Origin of the sequence: Qipengyuania sphaerica, from assembly GCF_019711595.1 — a bacterium.
GTDB lineage: Bacteria > Pseudomonadota > Alphaproteobacteria > Sphingomonadales > Sphingomonadaceae > Qipengyuania > Qipengyuania sphaerica.
In genome coordinates this window covers 934,764-951,328 of sequence record NZ_JAIGNR010000001.1, presented here as the reverse complement: position 1 = coordinate 951,328, position 16,565 = coordinate 934,764, and the positions used below count along the sequence as shown (strand labels likewise).

The following is a 16,565-nucleotide window of genomic DNA, read 5'->3' as shown; positions in this document are numbered from 1 at the left end:
GTCTCTAGGTGGCCTGCAGCGTCTTGGTAATCAGCTGCCCTAAATATCGATCACGCCCGCCATTCATAAACAGCAAGTGCCTGTCTTCCAGGTTCGCCTGGGATTCTCGGTCGCCAATGTTGAGCAAATTTTCAAAGGCTGTGTTGGACAGGATGAATGCATTCAGCGTTAGCATTGGATCGGCGACTTCTGCCTCCACATCCTTGATCTCACGATAGAGCTGAAGTTTGGGATCGGAAAGGTCCACCAGTTTGATACCTTTGGGATCAACGAAGCTTAGCCACTGCTGGCCACTCGCCTCATCCACGATCCACAGTAGGTAATCTGGATAAAAATTACCTGCGGTCGCAAATCCCAAGCCCTTGCTCTTGGTGTCAGCATTGCGCAGCAGGTAAAGGCTCTTGCCTTCCAGCAGCTCCTTGCCCAGATCTGAGCCACAGAAGGCTTCCATATCCCTTACAAACTGGACTTCGCTGGGCGCATCAAACGCGATGGGGCGCATCCGTAATGGGAGGGCGTGCCCATCGGCAGGTGCCATCAGCGGGTAATACAGGTGCTCATTGAAGCTGATAGCGATCAACGGGCCATCGGCCCATTTTCGCGCTGCGTCTATGTCCCCTCCAGCGACAACCGTCTGCAGTTCTTTCAAGCGCGAAAGCCAGGTTTCGCCTTCGTCTGTGTTATCAATCTCAAAGCGGTAAGCCTCGAGCATCGAGCCGTGATCTTCATCGACATAATCGACCTGAAAGAATTGCCCTTCGTACGCGCCTTTCAGAGCCTGATAGAAACGGTCAGTGTAGTCGATCAGAAGGCGGATCAGGATGCCCTGCTGCTTCTCAATGTCGGCGAATGATCGAACTTCCAGCTCACTCGCCGGCGCGTAGAGGGTGTACCAATCCTGCCTTGCAGTACAGAAAGATTGTAGCCGCTCCCGGTCGATGCGGAGATTGCTCCAGGTGCGCAGTAATTTGTATTCTTGCACGGCCAAGAACACCGCGTCCCAATCGAAACCTGCCATCGCAGTTGGTGAGATCTTCCCCTCGTTGCGCACCTCAACCGGTTGTGAACCTTCTGCCGCACCATTGGTCGTCAGCGCCTCAACTCGCGGGTACAGATCGAGCTTGATGTGCGGCTTCTTTACCCGGCCCTCGAAATCTCCGAGCTCATAGAGCGTGGGGTAGTGGGTGCGCTTGAAGCCTTTGGCCTGGTTGTCCTTGTACCCGTCTTTCAGCTTTAAGGTCTTGAGGCGTTTGCCCACTGGGAGGTTTGATTTGGTAGGGAAGTCGAGCTCAAGTATTTCGTCGCTCGGCGTGATCCCTTCTTCGCGCAGATAATCTTTGAATGTTGCCATGTAGCTAGCACGCACGCCGAAGATGTTCAGCGTTTCTAGCGTATCTAAATGCGAGCCCTTCGCCGTCTGCTGGCGCTCGGTAGGTGTTGAGCGCTTGAGGGACATGCCCCGACCTTTGAGGCGAACCCCGCGCCCGAACAGCTGGATGATCTGGGTGCCCTCACCGCGTCCCATATTGAGCAAGCCCATGGTCGACACGCGCCAGCTCGACCAGCCTTCGGTGAACTTGCGCGATCCGATTAGGATGTTGAGCTTGCTGCCCTTGTCGTTGAGCGTTTCGAACAAGCCCGAACCGAAGTCATCGCTGACCGCGTCGTAAGGCTCGCCTTCATTGTCTGCCGTTTTGAAAAACTTACTGTCATCCCCGATGTTGATGAGGCCGAACGGCTCCTCCGTGCCCACCTGCAAAGCCAGTTCGCCGTCGCTTCCCTTGAGATTAACAAGCTTTAGGCGTTGGCGTGATCCTGCGTTGAACAAGCGGCGCAAGATATCGGCGAAGATCGTGTCCGCATCCATCGTTGAGAGTGCCACAAAGCGGCGAGCGAAGATATTGTTCCCCTTGGGATCGAGCAATTGGGCCCGGTCGTTCACCAGCTCGTCGATCCAGCGTGTGGAGCGCTCCTGTTCGTTCAGGAATTCGCCCAGGAAGCGCACCACGGCGAGGATGTCGCTATCGTCATCCGCCACCTTATTGCCCACGAATACCCAAAGCGGCTTGGCGATGTTGAAGTCAGCTATCTTCTCGCCCTGCGTGTCCCACAGATAGAGCTGCTGGTAGAAGGCGAGCACGCACGCGGTGAAATACTTTGCCAGCTGCTCCTCATCATCCTTCTCGTCCAAGTTGAGGATCAGGGATTCCTTGCCGTAGCCGTCAGCGTAGAAGAATTTGTAGCTGTAATCGAACAGCACTGCTTTGGCGTAAGCTTCCTTCACCGCATCTGTTTTGGCCTGCCGCTTGTCGGCGGAATTCAGGGCTAACTTGGCAAGGTCATCCTCGCTCAGTTTGCGCAGGTCGCCGGTGTCGAACCATCGCTTGGCCTTGGATTTGAGGATCGCTTCTTCAGCCTTTTCGATCGTCAGCCCCTTGTTCACCGCCTGGCCGAAGGTGGCGCTGTATTCGAAGGCGAAGCCCTTACTTACAAGGGCCTCGCGACGGGCCATCCATGCGCCGCCCGCGCTGCCTGCACCGCGATGGCCCTCGTCGACCAGTACAAGGTTGTTGCCCTCGAAAGCTTCGACGGCGACGGTCTTGTCGCCCATTTCGTCGCCCAGCTTGTTGATGTCGATCACTTCGATCGTGCCGGGGAAGTCTGGACTGCGGTTCTTGTCGAACAGGCGGGTGAAGCTGAAGCCGGACAGTGCCAGCTCTTCCAGGTGCTGGCGCGAGAGGCCCTCGTTCGGCGTCAGCAGGATGATCTTGTCAGGATAGCTCTTGCCGTTGCCATTCTGGAAATAGTGCAGATACTGATGGATATTGACGTGCAGCAGCAGCGTCTTGCCACTGCCAGTCGCGTTCCAGAAGGCCAGCTTGTTGAGGTCGTCAGCAGTGTAATTCCGAAAAGGTTCGGAGCCATCCTCCTTGCGGTACTCGGCCATCTGGGCGTTGAGCCCGTCCAGCAGATCCTGCCGCCGGTTGAAATACCAGTCGAGATAGATCTCGGTGAACAGCAGGCTGAGATACTGGAAATACTTCATCGTCAGCACATGGCCGTCCACCGCGTTGCGGCGTTGGGTTATGGCTTGCCAGTGCTTGACGATGTTGAGGTCGTATCGGCGCAGCTTCGCCTCATCGATTTGGTCGAGGTTGAAGAGATTGCGCGTCAGCTCGTGGAAGAATTTCGTCTGGCCGTCATCCTCCAGGCCTTCGTGCCGGTCGGCTCCGAGACGCTCTTTGAGCGCATCTAGGCTGCCGCCGTGGAAGAAGCCAAGCATCCAGCGATTGAGCACCAGCTCTTGATGGAAACTGCGTTTCTTCTTCGGAGCGCGCGCCATCAGGCGTCGCTCACATCGAACATTGCTTCGAGGAATGTCGGTTCAATCTGACGCAGCTTCAGCCGCTTCTCGGTCCCGCCTTCTTCCTCGGACGATTGCACGACCGACGGGATATTGTGATCGCCATTGATATAGACGAATTCATATTCGCTATCGGACGGGTTGATCGCCAGCTTGTCGCAAAGCTTGGTCAGCTCTTCATATCCGATCTTTTCGCAATCGCGCCACAACACCAGCGTGCGCTCACCCGTGGGAAGCGTTCCTTCAACGGCGGTGAAGCCCTGCTTCAGCTGTATGTCGATCGTCTTGACGGTGAGGCCAATCAGGTAATTGAACGTTTCGACCATATCGACCTTGCGTCGCTCTTGGGCTCCGGCGCTATCGACCGCGATATTGAGCTCATAGTCGAAGGGCTTCCTGAAATCCTCGACTGAGAGCAGCGATCCGCGCGTCTCGACATCGAGCATGTAGCGCATTAGGTAATCGTCGCGGGCTTCCTCGTTCAGGCCATCTAGCAGGCCCTTCTGGCCCTCGTCACGGACGAGCGCGAGGTTATTGAGCGTGTCCTCGTAGCTTTCGATCTTCAGCGTTTTGAACGCATGGCTAGTGCCGACACTTTTGGTAGCAGGCTCGCCAGCTTGCCAGTCAGCTGAATACACGACCTTCGCCATCCTAGGTTTGATGACTGAGTTGAAGTAATCGCCTTGCTCCACCAAAACGTATTTGCGATTTCCGTTATCGATGCGGTTCGTCGTTATGACCGCATGCCCTGTGCTTCCAGACCCCGCGTAGCAATCCAAGACTGTGCTGTTCGGCCTTGTTGTGTGCAAAACAAAACGAGACACAAAATTGGCATGCTTGGGCGCAAGGAAGATCCCAGATCTGCCGAACAAGGCGTAAGTCTGCTTTTCCCCATCCGAATAATCTGTGAATACGCTCTTCCCGACGTTTGTCTCCACTTCATTCAGATAACGCTTGATCTGAGGAACCTTATTCTCGTCGTCACCCCAGCTTATTCGGTCTTTGGCATCCAACGAGGTGAAACTTTGCCTTCCAGCTCTATCGCCCTCGCTCTTGAACGCGAATTTCCAGCCACTCTTCGGGTGTGGTACCGGACGCCCAGTTTTCGGATGCAAGGGTTTATACCAGCGGAAGTTTGGATCATTTGGGTCACCAGTGCTGGCTGCCTGCTTGGTTGCTGGCATTGAAGCATCGCTTTCGCGCCAAACCCAGATCTGACCCTTTTTCTGTGCAGCTTCTGACTGCAATATCAGCTTGCCTTCGTCGTCTCGATACTCGGCATTCTTATAATTGTAGAGCCCTTTCCAAGGATCGTTTCGCTTCTCCTCTTCCCAGTCCAAACCGTCGGCTTCAACCTGATGACGATACTCTTCAAGATGCTCCTCATAGAGCTTCTTGATCTCCGTTTCGATAGTTTCGATCAGAGGGTACTGTGGGTTCAACTTCGCCACCAACTCCATGACTTCCGCAAATCCAGGCTTGGGTTCGCGAAACATGAGCCGGTCTTTTTCAACCGTCGGCCGATCCTTGGCATAGACCATCACATATTCGTGGTTGGTCGAGTAGTTCGGCGCCTGGCTATTGTTCGTATTCATCGACCAGATGAGCTCTTCGACATGATTGTCTGCACCAAAATTCAGATCGAGAACATGCTCGAGGTTGGTGCGCTCATGCTTGTCGATACTAACGAAAATTGCCCCATCATCCGGCATCAAGGGGGCGATACGGGACAAGCGATTGTCGAGCATTGTTGTCCAAGCTGAGTGCTTGAAAGTGTTCTTGTAAGGAATGGCACTGCTTGAGGTGTTGTATGGCGGATCGATGTAAACGCACTTCACGCTCTCGCGGTAACGAGCGTTGATGAGGTTCAGCGCCTGATAGTTGTCGCCATGGATCAGCAAGCCATCGGTGCTCGCATCGACATGGGAAATCGCCTTCAGCAGGTCCGCCTTGAACGCCTCATCGAATAGCGCAGTATCGACCATCAGATAGGGATCGGCCTTCAGCTCCTCGACCGTCCCGGGCTTGGCATTCTTGCGCATTCCCAGATCATGCCACTGCGCCCATTGCGCTTCGTTGGCAGCGATGGCGGGATAAAGCTTCTCCGGCACGCGATCGAGCGTCACGCAGTAATGAGCCGACACGACAAATTTCTTCTTCAGCCACAGCTTCTTCTGGAAATCCTCGATACTGGCGAGGAAGTTGATCAGGTCCAGCGCGATGGCGCGCAGGCACTGGATCATGCGCAGGTTCTTCTCGATCGCACCGAAGCTGGCGGCATCTTGCACATCGTCGAGGTTCATCACCTCGTTCTTGATGTAGAAATCCAGCTCGCGCCACAGGAAGCCGCCCAGGTCCTTGTGAATGAAATAGTCGGCGGTGTTCTTCTGCGTATAGGTGGTAAGATGCTTTTCCAGCAGCGTGCGCTGCGGCTTCTTCTCGGTCGGCGCGCGCTGCGTCAGGCCAAGCCAGCGTTCCTGAACGCCCTCATCCGCCAACACCGCCTCGACCGCCTGATCGACCAGCGTCTCCTGCTTGGTCTTGGTCGGGAAGGCGCGGTATTCAAAGCGGACGATCAGGTCGTCGCCCTCCTCGCTGACGGGGACAATCTGTTCCTCATGGGCTTCGCCCTCGTCATCGATCCGCGTGACGGTGCGCGCCTCGGCCAGCGCAAAGCGGCGCTCCTTGTCGTTGTCCTTGCGGTTGTCCTTCGCCGTATCGGCGGAGATCAGCCGGAAATGGACGGTGCGCTCGTCGTCGAGCTTGAAGGCATAGTTGGAGAACGCCTCGCCCGACTTGGTGTAATACTGGTCTTTGTTGGCCCAATGCAGCACCACTTCCTCGCCCGCATAGGGAATGGCGTAGGTATCACCCCTGTAGCGGCGCTGGCTGATGAAATCGCCCTTGTCGTAATAGCGGCTGAAGAAGGCGAGCAGGTGGCTGAAGACGGCGTTCTCATGCTCGGACGCGCCGGATGAACCGGCGGCGATGGCAGCGCGCAGCTCCTTCACCTTGGCCACGCCATCCGGAACTACGCCCAGCGCCTGTGCGGATTTGATCGCCTCGTCCAATTCGCGCTGCTGCGCCTCGACATTGGCGGCGGCGCCGGAGGCGAGCGCCTCAGCCACACGCTCCTTCAGGCGCGTCGAAAGGTAAGCGTTAATCTCGTCAGCGCGGGCATTGAGGATACGATAGACACCAAAATCCAGTTCGGGCCGGTCGATCTGAAAGATCTCGCGCAGCTTGCTGACCAGCTCGTCGTATTTACTCACTCGCAATCCTTTCCACGGCACTCGCCTCTCGCCGCCTCTTGGCGACGTTCGATCACCTCATCAACTGTCGCACGCAGGTTCTCCAGATCTGACAAAGCGATATCCTTTCGGTTCAGGACCAGTACGTCGATCAATTCCTCGAGAAGTTCGGTAGCTGTGAATGTCTGGCCACCTATCGAGAAGCCATAGCCTTCTTGAGATATTCGCCGGGGCCAAATCCGCGCCTCTTTCGTCTTAGACCAATCAAAGCCCTCACTCTTGTGTCGATTTATCGCGAAAGATCCATTGGCCCTCACCGAGATTGGAAACTGTGATCGCAACTGGCTGATCATATCCAGGCGGGCCTTGGGGTCGGGGACCTCAGAGATCAGTCGCCGGATAAACTCCAAATCTCCGTGCTGCTTAAAATGCTCGAACGCATCTCTAACCGCCTGTTCAAAGCGCTGCCGAAACCGATGATCAGCAGGGTACCAGCCAAATCCCCCATCTTTATTCACGGAAAAACTCCATCGGCAGATTCAAACGACAGACCAGCGGATCGTGAAGAGAGTTTCCACCTCTTGTCCTCGTTGCATGCGTTTTTGAAGCGCTTCGATCAGGGCATCCCGTTTGTCCGCGATCTCGTCCTCGACATCGAAAATTTGCTGGCGCTGGCGGCGCTGCTTGCGCTCGAGTTCCTGCAGACGCGTCTGGACGGCATGTTCGTCCTCCAAAGTCGCTGCCTGGCGCGCCTCTCTGCGTAGCGCCTTGATCTGCTCCTTCGTGTCTTTCAGGGCCTTTTCGGCGGCAGTCACCTTATCCTCTGCCCAACGTTCCAGCTTCTCGCGCGCGCTGGCAAAGTGCTCGTTGTTCGTTTCGAGCGAGCGATTCAAGGCGGCCTTCTCGGCCTGCTTTGCGCCCGCTTCGATCCGGCGGGCGATGTCTCCGGGTAGAACTTTAAGGGGGCGCACCGTCGCAGCGATACCGAATAGCTTTTCGCAAGTCTCCTGGTCGAGCGAGACCCCTCCATCGGCCATGCCGGAGAAGAGGAGATACTCCTCCGTCTCGAAGGAAGTTACCGTCAGGCGCTGCAGCGTCAGCCAACCGCTCCTGCCCGCAAGTCCTTCGACAATAGCGCTGCGAGTGGGATGGTTCGTAATGTCAAACCGGAGTTCGGCTAGGGGCGTATGGAGGGCCTTGGCATTATCGAGCACATGTTCGCCGAGTGGATGCGAAAGCCGGTACAAGAAATTGCCATGGTCGTTCGCCTGCCCATCGTTGTTGCGGGAAATGAGGTGATAGCGTCCCTTGGCAATCTCACCGGTGGGCGGGTCAGTCAGATCAAAGGTTAGCGCCTGCTCATCGAATTGAGCCCGATCGCGCAGCATGAACTGGGTGACATCCCAGAAGCGCTGGCCGACGCGATCCAGCTGCGCTCGCGTGTCCTCCAGCCTCAGCTTCAGCCGCGCATGAACATCCTCGTCGAAATGCTCCAACAAGGCCTGTCTGGTCTCATCCATCCGTGAACGAATTTGCTCGTCCAGCTCCTGCTGGAGGGCATCAAAGGCTTTGTTAATTTCATCTGGGGTGCGGCAATCCTGATAGATTTTTAGAATACGCTTCTCGAAATCTACGCCGGATTCCAGAGAGCCTAGCACTTCGTCGGAAGCGCCAAACACGCCATTAAAGAGATTGAACTTCTCGCTGAGCAGCGTGTGGACGCGCTGATCCGCTTCGTTCCTCTCATTCAAGAAATTGATGACGATGACATCGTGGGTTTGTCCGTAACGATGGCAGCGCCCGATGCGTTGCTCGATCCGTTGGGGATTCCACGGCAGGTCGTAGTTGATCACCATCGAGCAGAACTGGAGGTTCACGCCCTCTGCCGCAGCTTCAGTAGCGATCATGATCTGCGCGTGATCGCGAAAATGGTCGATCAGGGCTGAGCGGACATCAATCTGCTTTGATCCCGTTACGCGGCCGGTGCCATCATTGACCAGCAACCACTGCTCATAGATTCGATTGACCTCGACGCCGGAATTGGTTCCGCTGAAGGATACAACTTTGCCAGCGTAGCCGTTGTCTTCGAGGTATTGGTGTAGGTAGCGCTGAGTTCGCCTCGACTCCGTAAAGATGAGCGCCTTGTTCGCGGCTCCCATTCTTTGCTGCTCGGCAAACCCGACATCGAGTGCCTTCATCAAAGCGCGAGTTTTCGTGTCGGTCCCAATGGAGCGCGCTTGCTCCGCCAGAGTTGCGATGTTCTCTATCTCGGACCTTAGTTTAGCCGGTTCGGTCAATTCCCGAAGATCGTCGTCGTCTTCTTCCGTGAGCCACTCATCAAGCAGCTCCTCCTCGATCTCCTCCGCCTCGATAATCTCCTCGGTCCAATCCGCGTCGGCTTCAATACCGTCGCGTAGATCGACGAGCCGGGCTTTCATTGTCTCAAGCGTGCCGGCTATCGCGTAAGATGACGACGCCAATAACTTTCTGAGAATTAGGACCGTCAGATGACGCTGACGGGACGGAATGGCATAGCTTTCCTCATCCTGCAGGAACTTGGAGATCGCATCGTATAATTGTTGTTCGGCGTCAGTCGGCCTGAAGGGCTGGGTGATCGCATTGCGAGCTGTGTATCGAACATATTCCAGGACTTGGCGTCTCAGTGTACGTTTGCAGAAGTCCGCAAGGCGATATCTCAGCTCGCCAATGTCGCCCCCACCGTTGATGTACCGCGACCGGAACGCGCTTGGATCACCAAAGAGGTTTTCGTCGAGAAAGGTGGAAAGTCCGTACAACTCCATCAGACTGTTTTGGAGGGGTGTAGCAGTCAGCAGGACTTTCTTTCTGCCCTCGACTGCCCAGCGTAGGGCCTGTCCGATCCGATTACTCGGTCGGTACGCATTCCGAAGCTTGTGGGCTTCATCGATGACAATCAAGTCCCAAGGGATAGGTCGAATTTCGTCCTGAAGCTTTGCCGCATAATGAAATGACATGATGAGCACGGCTGGTTGTTCTAACGGCCAAGGCTGACCATCCTGCTTCAATTGCCGATACGATTTCGCATCGAGCACCATTGCTGGGAGGCTAAATTTCTCACGCAGTTCGTTTGCCCATTGCTGCCTAATCGAGGCTGGGCAGATTATAAGTAAACGTCGCTTTCGCTCCGCCCACTTTTGGCAAAGCACAATCGCAGCCTCAATCGTCTTCCCGAGGCCAACCTCGTCAGCGAGTATGACACCTTCAGTCAAAGGGGACTGAAGAGCAAACATGGCTGCTTCAATTTGATGGGGATTCAGATCCACCGATGAATCGAAGAGTGCCATCGACAATTGATCATCTGACCCTGAGGGAGCTAGTCGGGTTATGTCGTTTGCATAATACTTGGAATGGTATTCTGTGATCATCGCAGTTTTGCGCCCCCTCCCACTTCCTGTCATAGGCTCATCCCTAAAATCCAATGTAGCCGCAAGGGTTTGGATCACGTCGTACGATTTTTTTCTAATCGTTGGTCCGAGCTCGAAGTTTCCGCCAGCCAAGAGTAAAGCCGTGGGCCGATCTAAACTGCCACCCACCGTCGGACCACCAGGTTCTGGAGTTTTCCGGCTCTCCAAGATCCGGTGTGCTGGTAGTACCCATCGAGCTGCACCCTCTGAATGATAATCGCAGAGCAACCAAGCCTCGATACGCTGGCGGGTACAAGGCTTTGATATCGTAGAGTTAGGTCTGACTGGATCATCGCCAAGAAAGTAATTGATAATGTTATAGGTATCTCAATGCACTACGGTCCATTTTCAGCATTTTACAGAGTACGAAACTGTGCAGATGACCCAAAAAGAAGATGCTCTTTATTTTCTCAAGCAAGCGCTCAATGATTCTGAGGCTAATTTCCGCGATGGACAGTGGGAAGCAATTGATGCGCTTGTTAACCGGCAAGAGCGCCTTCTCGTCATTGAACGAACAGGATGGGGGAAGAGCTCGGTCTACTTCATTGCCACGCGAATTCTGCGCAATCGCGGTCGTGGACCAACCCTGATTGTTTCTCCGCTCCTAGCCCTGATGCGAAATCAGATAGAAGCAGCCGACCGACTTGGAGTCCGCGCCCTCACGATAAATTCGACCAATACAGATGATTGGCCGGCCATTCATCGAGCCGTTGCAAACGACCAAATCGACGCATTGCTCGTATCACCGGAACGATTGGCAAATGAGGAATTCGTTCAAAACGTCCTGATCCCAATTGCCGAACGGATCGGGATGTTGGTGGTTGATGAGGCTCATTGCATTTCGGACTGGGGGCATGATTTCCGTCCGGATTACAAACGTCTCGTGAACATCTTGCAGCGCATGCCGGCAAACATCCCAATCTTGGGGACAACGGCCACTGCCAACAACCGCGTGGTTCACGATGTCCAGAACCAACTGGGCGATATTGGCATCCAGCGTGGCAGTCTCATGCGGAGCTCCCTTGCCCTGCAAACCATCCAGCTGCCAACCCAGGCTGCACGCCTCGCCTGGCTGGCAGAGCAAGTGGGGTCACTCCCGGGGACTGGGATCGTCTACACGCTGACCAAGCGTGATGCGCGCCAAGTTGCGGATTGGCTACAATCGCATGGCATTGAAGCTCGAGCCTATTATAGCGGCGTTGAAAGGGAAGACTTCGAGAATTCAGATGCTTACCGTCAGCACCTCGAACAGCTGCTCTTGAACAACGAAATAAAGGTGCTCGTAGCGACAACGGCACTAGGAATGGGATACGACAAGCCGGACTTGGGTTTCGTCGTTCATTATCAGGCGCCTGGCTCGATCGTTGCCTATTATCAGCAAGTCGGGCGCGCTGGCCGCGCCATTGATCATGCTGTCGGCATATTGATGTCAGGCGAAGAAGATGCTCACATCCATGACTTCTTCCGGCGAAGCGCATTTCCCAAAGAGGATTGGGTGCTAGCCATCCTTGCAGTTCTCGAAGAGAATGATGGCCTTAGCGTCCCTGAGCTCGAGCGAGCGGTCAACCTTAGGCGCGGCCAAATCGAGCAGGTGCTAAAGTATCTGTCCGTCGAGAACCCCGCGCCTGTCCTAAAATCTGGCTCGAAGTGGTATCGCACTCCGGTCACCTACAAGATGGACAAGGATAAGATCCTGCGATTGACAGGGCAACGCGAGCTCGAATGGAGCGAGGTTAGCGAATACGTCGCCGAAGAAGGGTGTCTCATGGAGTTCCTCGCCAAGGCCCTCGATGACGCTGATCCACTCCCGTGCGGAAAATGCGCATCCTGTCTTGGCCAACCTATCATCAGTCCGGATTTCTCCAGAGAGGTAGCCATCCGCGCTGGGCTCTTCCTCAGGCATGCTGAACTAGAGTTAGAATGCAATAAGCAAGTGGCGAAGGATGCGCTGCCAGAATACGGGTTACGTGGGAACATCCCGAGCGAACTACGCGCAGAAACTGGCAGGATCTTGTCCCGATGGGGGGATGCTGGCTGGGGTCAACTCGTTGCCGATGATAAGCATGCTGGCCACTTTCGAGATGAGCTTGTGGAAGCGGTAGTGGAGATGGTCAGCGATCGTTGGCAACCTGACCCACAACCGGAATGGGTGACCTGCATCCCATCGCTCCACAACCCGACGCTGGTTCCTGATTTCGCGAAACGGCTCGCAGACGCCTTGGGAGTTCCCTTTCTTCCGGTCGTAAGGAAGGTAAAGCAGAACAGGCCCCAAAAAGTGCAGCAAAACCGCTACCATCAGTGTCATAATCTCGACGGCGTATTCGCGATCGAAGGAGCGATCCCATCAGGTCCGGTTTTGCTGGTCGATGATGTGGTGGATTCATGTTGGACACTGACGATTGCGGCCGCACTTCTGAGGCACAACGGAAGCGGGCCGGTTTGGCCGTGCGCTCTCACTACATCCACGCTAGGGGCATAGGATGAAGATGAGCCCCCAAGCCCAAGCGATCATCATGTTGACGGTTCCGTTCGGAAAAACGGAAACCAGGCCGCTTTCCATCAAGGAGTGGGGTCGGTTTGCGCTTTGGCTGAGGGATCATGACCTTGAACCAGGCAGCCTGCTAACGCGAGACCCCCGCACTGCACTTTCGAGCTGGATGGATAAAACAGTCAAGCTCGAGCGGATAGAGAGTTTGCTACAGCGTGGCGGTGCTCTTGGGCTTGCTTTGGAGAAATGGGAACGCTCCGGGCTTTGGGTCATAACGCGGTCCGACAACGACTATCCCGAGCAATTGAAGCGCATGTTGAGAGCAAGCTCGCCTCCGGTGCTTTTTGGATGCGGGAACGCTTCCCTATTGTCGAAGGGAGGCATCGCCGTAGTCGGCTCTCGAAATTCAAATGATGAAGATTTGAGCTTCTCCACTAATCTAGGCCGGGAAGCCTCGAACCAAGGACTTTCCATTGTGTCTGGCGGTGCCCGCGGAGTGGATGAAAGCGCCATGTTAGGAGCGCTCGATCACGAGGGCACAGCTGTTGGAATCTTGGCAGACAGTCTCCTGCGTGCGGCAACATCGTCAAAGTACCGCAGATATCTGGTGTCGGGCGATCTCGCTTTGGTTTCCCCATTCAATCCGGAAGCTAGCTTCAACGTCGGAAATGCCATGGCACGCAATAAGTACATCTATTGCTTGTCCGATGCTGCGGTTGTGGTCGACAGCGCAGTTGAAAAAGGGGGCACTTGGAACGGCGCTGTAGAGAATCTCAATAATCAATGGGTGCCGCTTTGGGTCAAGCAGAAAGACGATGAGAAGTCAGGCAACGCCGCTCTAGTCAAGATGGGGGCTAGATGGCTTCCAAAGGATATGCCGTCTCTCACAGACCTATGGTCGGCGCAGGTGACAGCTGCCACATCGGATGAACCCCAAATTCTGGCTCTGGAACAATCTGAAAAGCAGCCTTCATCAGCTGCCAGTGATCCTCGTTCATCGAGCTTGGAGCATGCAACCGAGAAGTCAGTAGCTTCAGATGATCAGAAAAAACCTGCCAAGGTAGAAGTAGGCGACGCTCAGACTGCTGCGGACAGCACGTTGGATCTTTTCACCCTGTTCCTGCAGCATTTCAGCAAGTTGACAATTGATTCCCCATTACCAGCCGATGCGATTGCCGACCAACTGGATCTGCAAAAATCGCAGGTGAACGCTTGGCTAAAGCGGGGCATATCCGAAGGTGTCGTCAGAAAGCTGACCAAACCCGTCCGATATGAGCTATGCTCAAGCGGTGTACGCCAGGCATCCCTTTTCGAGAACTGATCGCCAACCGGCCTCTCCTTACTAAAGTCTCTTCATCCAGTTGGAGCTCAGCCAACGCTCAATGATCGGTCCCCCTCATCAGGAAAAGAGTCATGGCTGGACAGGCGCACATAGATTTAGCACAAGGCTCGAGCCAACTCTCGAAACCCCCGGAAAGCCGCCATTTTTCGCAAGCGCTATTTTGGTCTAGAATTCTCTCCTCCGAACAGGTGGCGGCGATAGGCCTAAGACAGAAGCCGGTTCGCACGGCTTGCACTCTCTGCCCTGCGTAAAGGTGCCGTCTCTCCGCGCTGTCACGTCTGACCCGACGTCGGGGGTGATCGGCTTGCTGGAGGAAAGGTGAAACTCCAGCCGTCCGATCTGCCGGCGTTTTTTGCGACGGCCGGCTGCGCACGCCCTCTCGGGGCTTTGCTCGCCGCGTATTACCGGCTCACGCAGGCGTCGAGCGCCCTGCGTGCGGTTTCGAGCGTGGTGACACGCAGGCGAGCGAGTGGTCGATCCCTGAAGGTCTCGAGGACATTGAGGTTGCTGTTCCGGCCGCTGCGGCCGGCAGGCAGCCAATCCGGAGCGAGATCGTTGATCCGGCCTTCAGCAGCGGAACGCGTGAAGTAGAGTACGGGTGCGCCGACCCGCTTCTCCACCGCGATCTCCTGTCCGCAAAGGGTGCGATATCGCAGGACCTTCGCGCTGTGTCCTGCGGGATGAGCTTCGATGCGCTTATCGCTCAAGAGCATCGAGTGCAGTTCAGCGGTCTGCTTGGCGAGGCCTTTTGTGTGGTCCACGAATATTCTCCTTGAATTGATGGATTCTAGATTTTGAGAAGTGACGTAACAGCTGCGAGCTTATCGGCAGGGAGAGCGGAACCGTCGTCGAACCATTTGCGCACTATTTCCGGCGAGGAGCCGATAGCCTCGGCTAAAGACGCTAGCGGTCCCGTGTTTACGACGCTGGCAAGCAGCAGTCCCCGAGTTGTTTGAGCGCCATTGAGACCATCGAGCCTACGGGAGATCCATGCTGAATCGATGGCGTCGATCCGAAAGGTCTTGCGCTCCTTCAGCCAATTGACCGCATCGAGCGAATGCAGGCGCACGAATGCTGGCGACGCGCTCGCACGATCCCGCGAAGATCGGTTCGAGCTGGTCCTGATCTCCTTCTTCGGCCCGCATCGATTGCGAACGGTCCTCTGATCGAGACCGGACAGGAGCGCCAGATCAGTCACGGCGAGTGCGGACTCAGTCTGTCCCTCGAACGCCTCTTCGATTGTTTCGACCAGATTGATCCACGCGAACGCCAGGTTGTAGATCCGGCGTACGCTTCCGTATCCCGCTGCGGTGAGATCGACGCCACCGAGTGCCACATCGGGCAGGGTCGATAGGAAGTGCTCGAGGAAGTCGAGCGCATCCTGTCGCGCGTAGTCGGCGTCAGGTTGTCCGATAGAAAGAAGCGAAAGCTGGCGTTCCTCCAGCATGGAATGCAGCCGGTGGACCGTGTCAGCGATCGCGAAGCGCGAAAGATCGATCGACGCCACTTGTTCGGGTGAGAGATTCTCGTCCGCGAGACCTTCCACGGTGACGCCCAGGAATTCGTTCCTCAGCCGCTCTCCGAGCGGGTTTGCCAAGGTGAAATGGAGATCGTCAGCTTTCAGAAGCAGGCAATCCCGCAGGTTTGCATCGGTCTCATCAAGAGAGGGTATCTCCATCGCGCTTACTCCTTTGTGATATCTTTATATCACTGCCAGAATTTCGGATGTCAATGGAAAAGTGATATTCGCATATCACAAACGATAAGCTTGCGACGACGTGGTTGATTTCCCACGCATTTCTGAAAGAGAGAAAACAGAGGGCAAGAAGAGCCTGATGGGGGAAGAATGGACGAGTTTCTGCAGTTGATGACGATCAGGCAGAGGTATTCGCAGGCCAATGCACTCGGCAAAGCGATTATGCGAAGAGATCTCCAGGCAGAGTTCGATAAATTTACTTCCCCGTCCGTGCGAAAGGCTGCGATGACTTTCCTCGACGCTGAGATCGAACAAGCGCGGATTTCCGCCGAAGAGTCGCAGAAGAAGTACGCTGCCGAGCGCACCGCCCATTGCAACAGAGCAAGAGAACGCCTCCAAGCATGGAGACTGCGGCGCATCCCGCTGAGTGTCGCCAGAGCGGTCGTCAGCGAATCTGCTTGGTGGCTCACCCATTCGTCCGGTTCGCCGGTTCGTGCACCTAGGCATGCGACCCGCATCAAGAAGAGCGGGGAAGCCTGGGCGATCCAATTCGGGGCCAACAGCTTCGAGATCTCGACCTATGTCTCCGCCGCCGCTTCGAAGCTTCTCGAACCGCTTGAGAGAATCGAAAACGGAGGCATTCTCGATCGCAATTCTCTCCTAAAGCTCGTCCGGCCCGTGCCGTCACGCTGCGTCGCCAACTACAAGGGTGATCGCTACGAGTATTACGCGCCCGAAGGGGAGTTTCTCGTGTTCGGTGCGCAAGCGCTGAGCCTGGACGATCTAGCTAGGTACATCGTGGGGGCGTCCGGCCTGAGCCGCTATGCCTGGTGACTGTTGAGGATAGCACCTTGCACTGTGAGTATGTAAAGGCTCCTCGTCTAACTCAGGAGCTGAAACACTCGTTCTGTGATCGGCGCCGTTATGAAAGAAAGGGGGTCTGGACAGGTACACATAGATGTAGCACAAGCCTCGAACCTA

9 protein-coding genes are annotated in these 16,565 nt (G+C 55.5%); 3 read left to right on the top strand and 6 right to left on the bottom strand.

Annotation, left to right across the window (positions count from 1 at the left end; translation table 11 throughout):
• Positions 1 to 4 precede the first annotated feature (4 nt).
• Genes K3178_RS04725 through K3178_RS04710 form a run of 4 tightly spaced genes read right to left on the bottom strand, consistent with a single transcriptional unit; the run spans position 5 to position 9,938 of the window.
• Positions 5 to 3,343, bottom strand: a complete 3,339-nt coding sequence (locus tag K3178_RS04725) for a DEAD/DEAH box helicase family protein (RefSeq protein ID WP_221570207.1) — start codon at positions 3,341 to 3,343, stop codon at positions 5 to 7.
• Positions 3,343 to 6,636 (bottom strand): site-specific DNA-methyltransferase, encoded by a 3,294-nt coding sequence (locus K3178_RS14360; RefSeq protein WP_221570206.1) that lies wholly within the window; start codon positions 6,634 to 6,636, stop codon positions 3,343 to 3,345. Before K3178_RS14360 ends, K3178_RS04725 begins: the two co-directional genes overlap by 1 nt.
• Positions 6,633 to 7,133, bottom strand: a complete 501-nt coding sequence (locus K3178_RS04715; protein ID WP_221570205.1) for a hypothetical protein — start codon at positions 7,131 to 7,133, stop codon at positions 6,633 to 6,635. Before K3178_RS04715 ends, K3178_RS14360 begins: the two co-directional genes overlap by 4 nt.
• Positions 7,134 to 7,154: 21 nt before the next feature.
• Complete coding sequence (locus K3178_RS04710; protein WP_221570204.1) at positions 7,155 to 9,938, bottom strand: SNF2-related protein; 2,784 nt, start codon at positions 9,936 to 9,938, stop codon at positions 7,155 to 7,157.
• Between the two features lie 499 nt (positions 9,939 to 10,437).
• Here K3178_RS04710 and K3178_RS04705 point away from each other — a divergent pair, with 499 nt between their 5' ends.
• Complete coding sequence (locus tag K3178_RS04705; RefSeq protein ID WP_221570203.1) at positions 10,438 to 12,537, top strand: RecQ family ATP-dependent DNA helicase; 2,100 nt, start codon at positions 10,438 to 10,440, stop codon at positions 12,535 to 12,537.
• 1 nt (position 12,538) lies between these two features.
• On the top strand, positions 12,539 to 13,867 hold the full coding sequence (locus K3178_RS04700) for a DNA-processing protein DprA (protein ID WP_221570202.1): 1,329 nt from the start codon (positions 12,539 to 12,541) through the stop codon (positions 13,865 to 13,867).
• A gap of 422 nt (positions 13,868 to 14,289) precedes the next feature.
• On the opposite strand, the gene K3178_RS04695 is transcribed toward K3178_RS04700, so the two are convergent.
• Complete coding sequence (locus K3178_RS04695; protein WP_221570201.1) at positions 14,290 to 14,649, bottom strand: hypothetical protein; 360 nt, start codon at positions 14,647 to 14,649, stop codon at positions 14,290 to 14,292.
• A 26-nt stretch (positions 14,650 to 14,675) separates the two neighbouring features.
• Positions 14,676 to 15,566 carry a hypothetical protein gene (locus K3178_RS04690; RefSeq protein WP_221570200.1) on the bottom strand — a complete coding sequence of 297 codons (891 nt, stop codon included), beginning with the start codon at positions 15,564 to 15,566 and terminating at the stop codon, positions 14,676 to 14,678.
• A gap of 168 nt (positions 15,567 to 15,734) precedes the next feature.
• Between K3178_RS04690 and K3178_RS04685 the strand changes: the two genes are divergently transcribed.
• On the top strand, positions 15,735 to 16,418 hold the full coding sequence (locus tag K3178_RS04685; RefSeq protein WP_221570199.1) for a hypothetical protein: 684 nt from the start codon (positions 15,735 to 15,737) through the stop codon (positions 16,416 to 16,418).
• The last annotated feature ends 147 nt before the right edge of the window (positions 16,419 to 16,565 follow it).

Excerpts from the sequence above, each read along its gene's own strand:
- K3178_RS04725 (WP_221570207.1), bottom strand. The coding sequence starts at position 3,343 with ATGGCGCGCGCTCCGAAGAAGAAACGCAGTTTCCATCAAGAGCTGGTG.
- K3178_RS04710 (WP_221570204.1), bottom strand. The coding sequence starts at position 9,938 with ATGGCACTCTTCGATTCATCGGTGGATCTGAATCCCCATCAAATTGAA.
- K3178_RS04705 (WP_221570203.1), top strand. The coding sequence starts at position 10,438 with ATGACCCAAAAAGAAGATGCTCTTTATTTTCTCAAGCAAGCGCTCAAT.
- K3178_RS04700 (WP_221570202.1), top strand. The coding sequence starts at position 12,539 with ATGAAGATGAGCCCCCAAGCCCAAGCGATCATCATGTTGACGGTTCCG.
- K3178_RS04690 (WP_221570200.1), bottom strand. The coding sequence starts at position 15,566 with ATGGAGATACCCTCTCTTGATGAGACCGATGCAAACCTGCGGGATTGC.
- K3178_RS04685 (WP_221570199.1), top strand. The coding sequence starts at position 15,735 with ATGGACGAGTTTCTGCAGTTGATGACGATCAGGCAGAGGTATTCGCAG.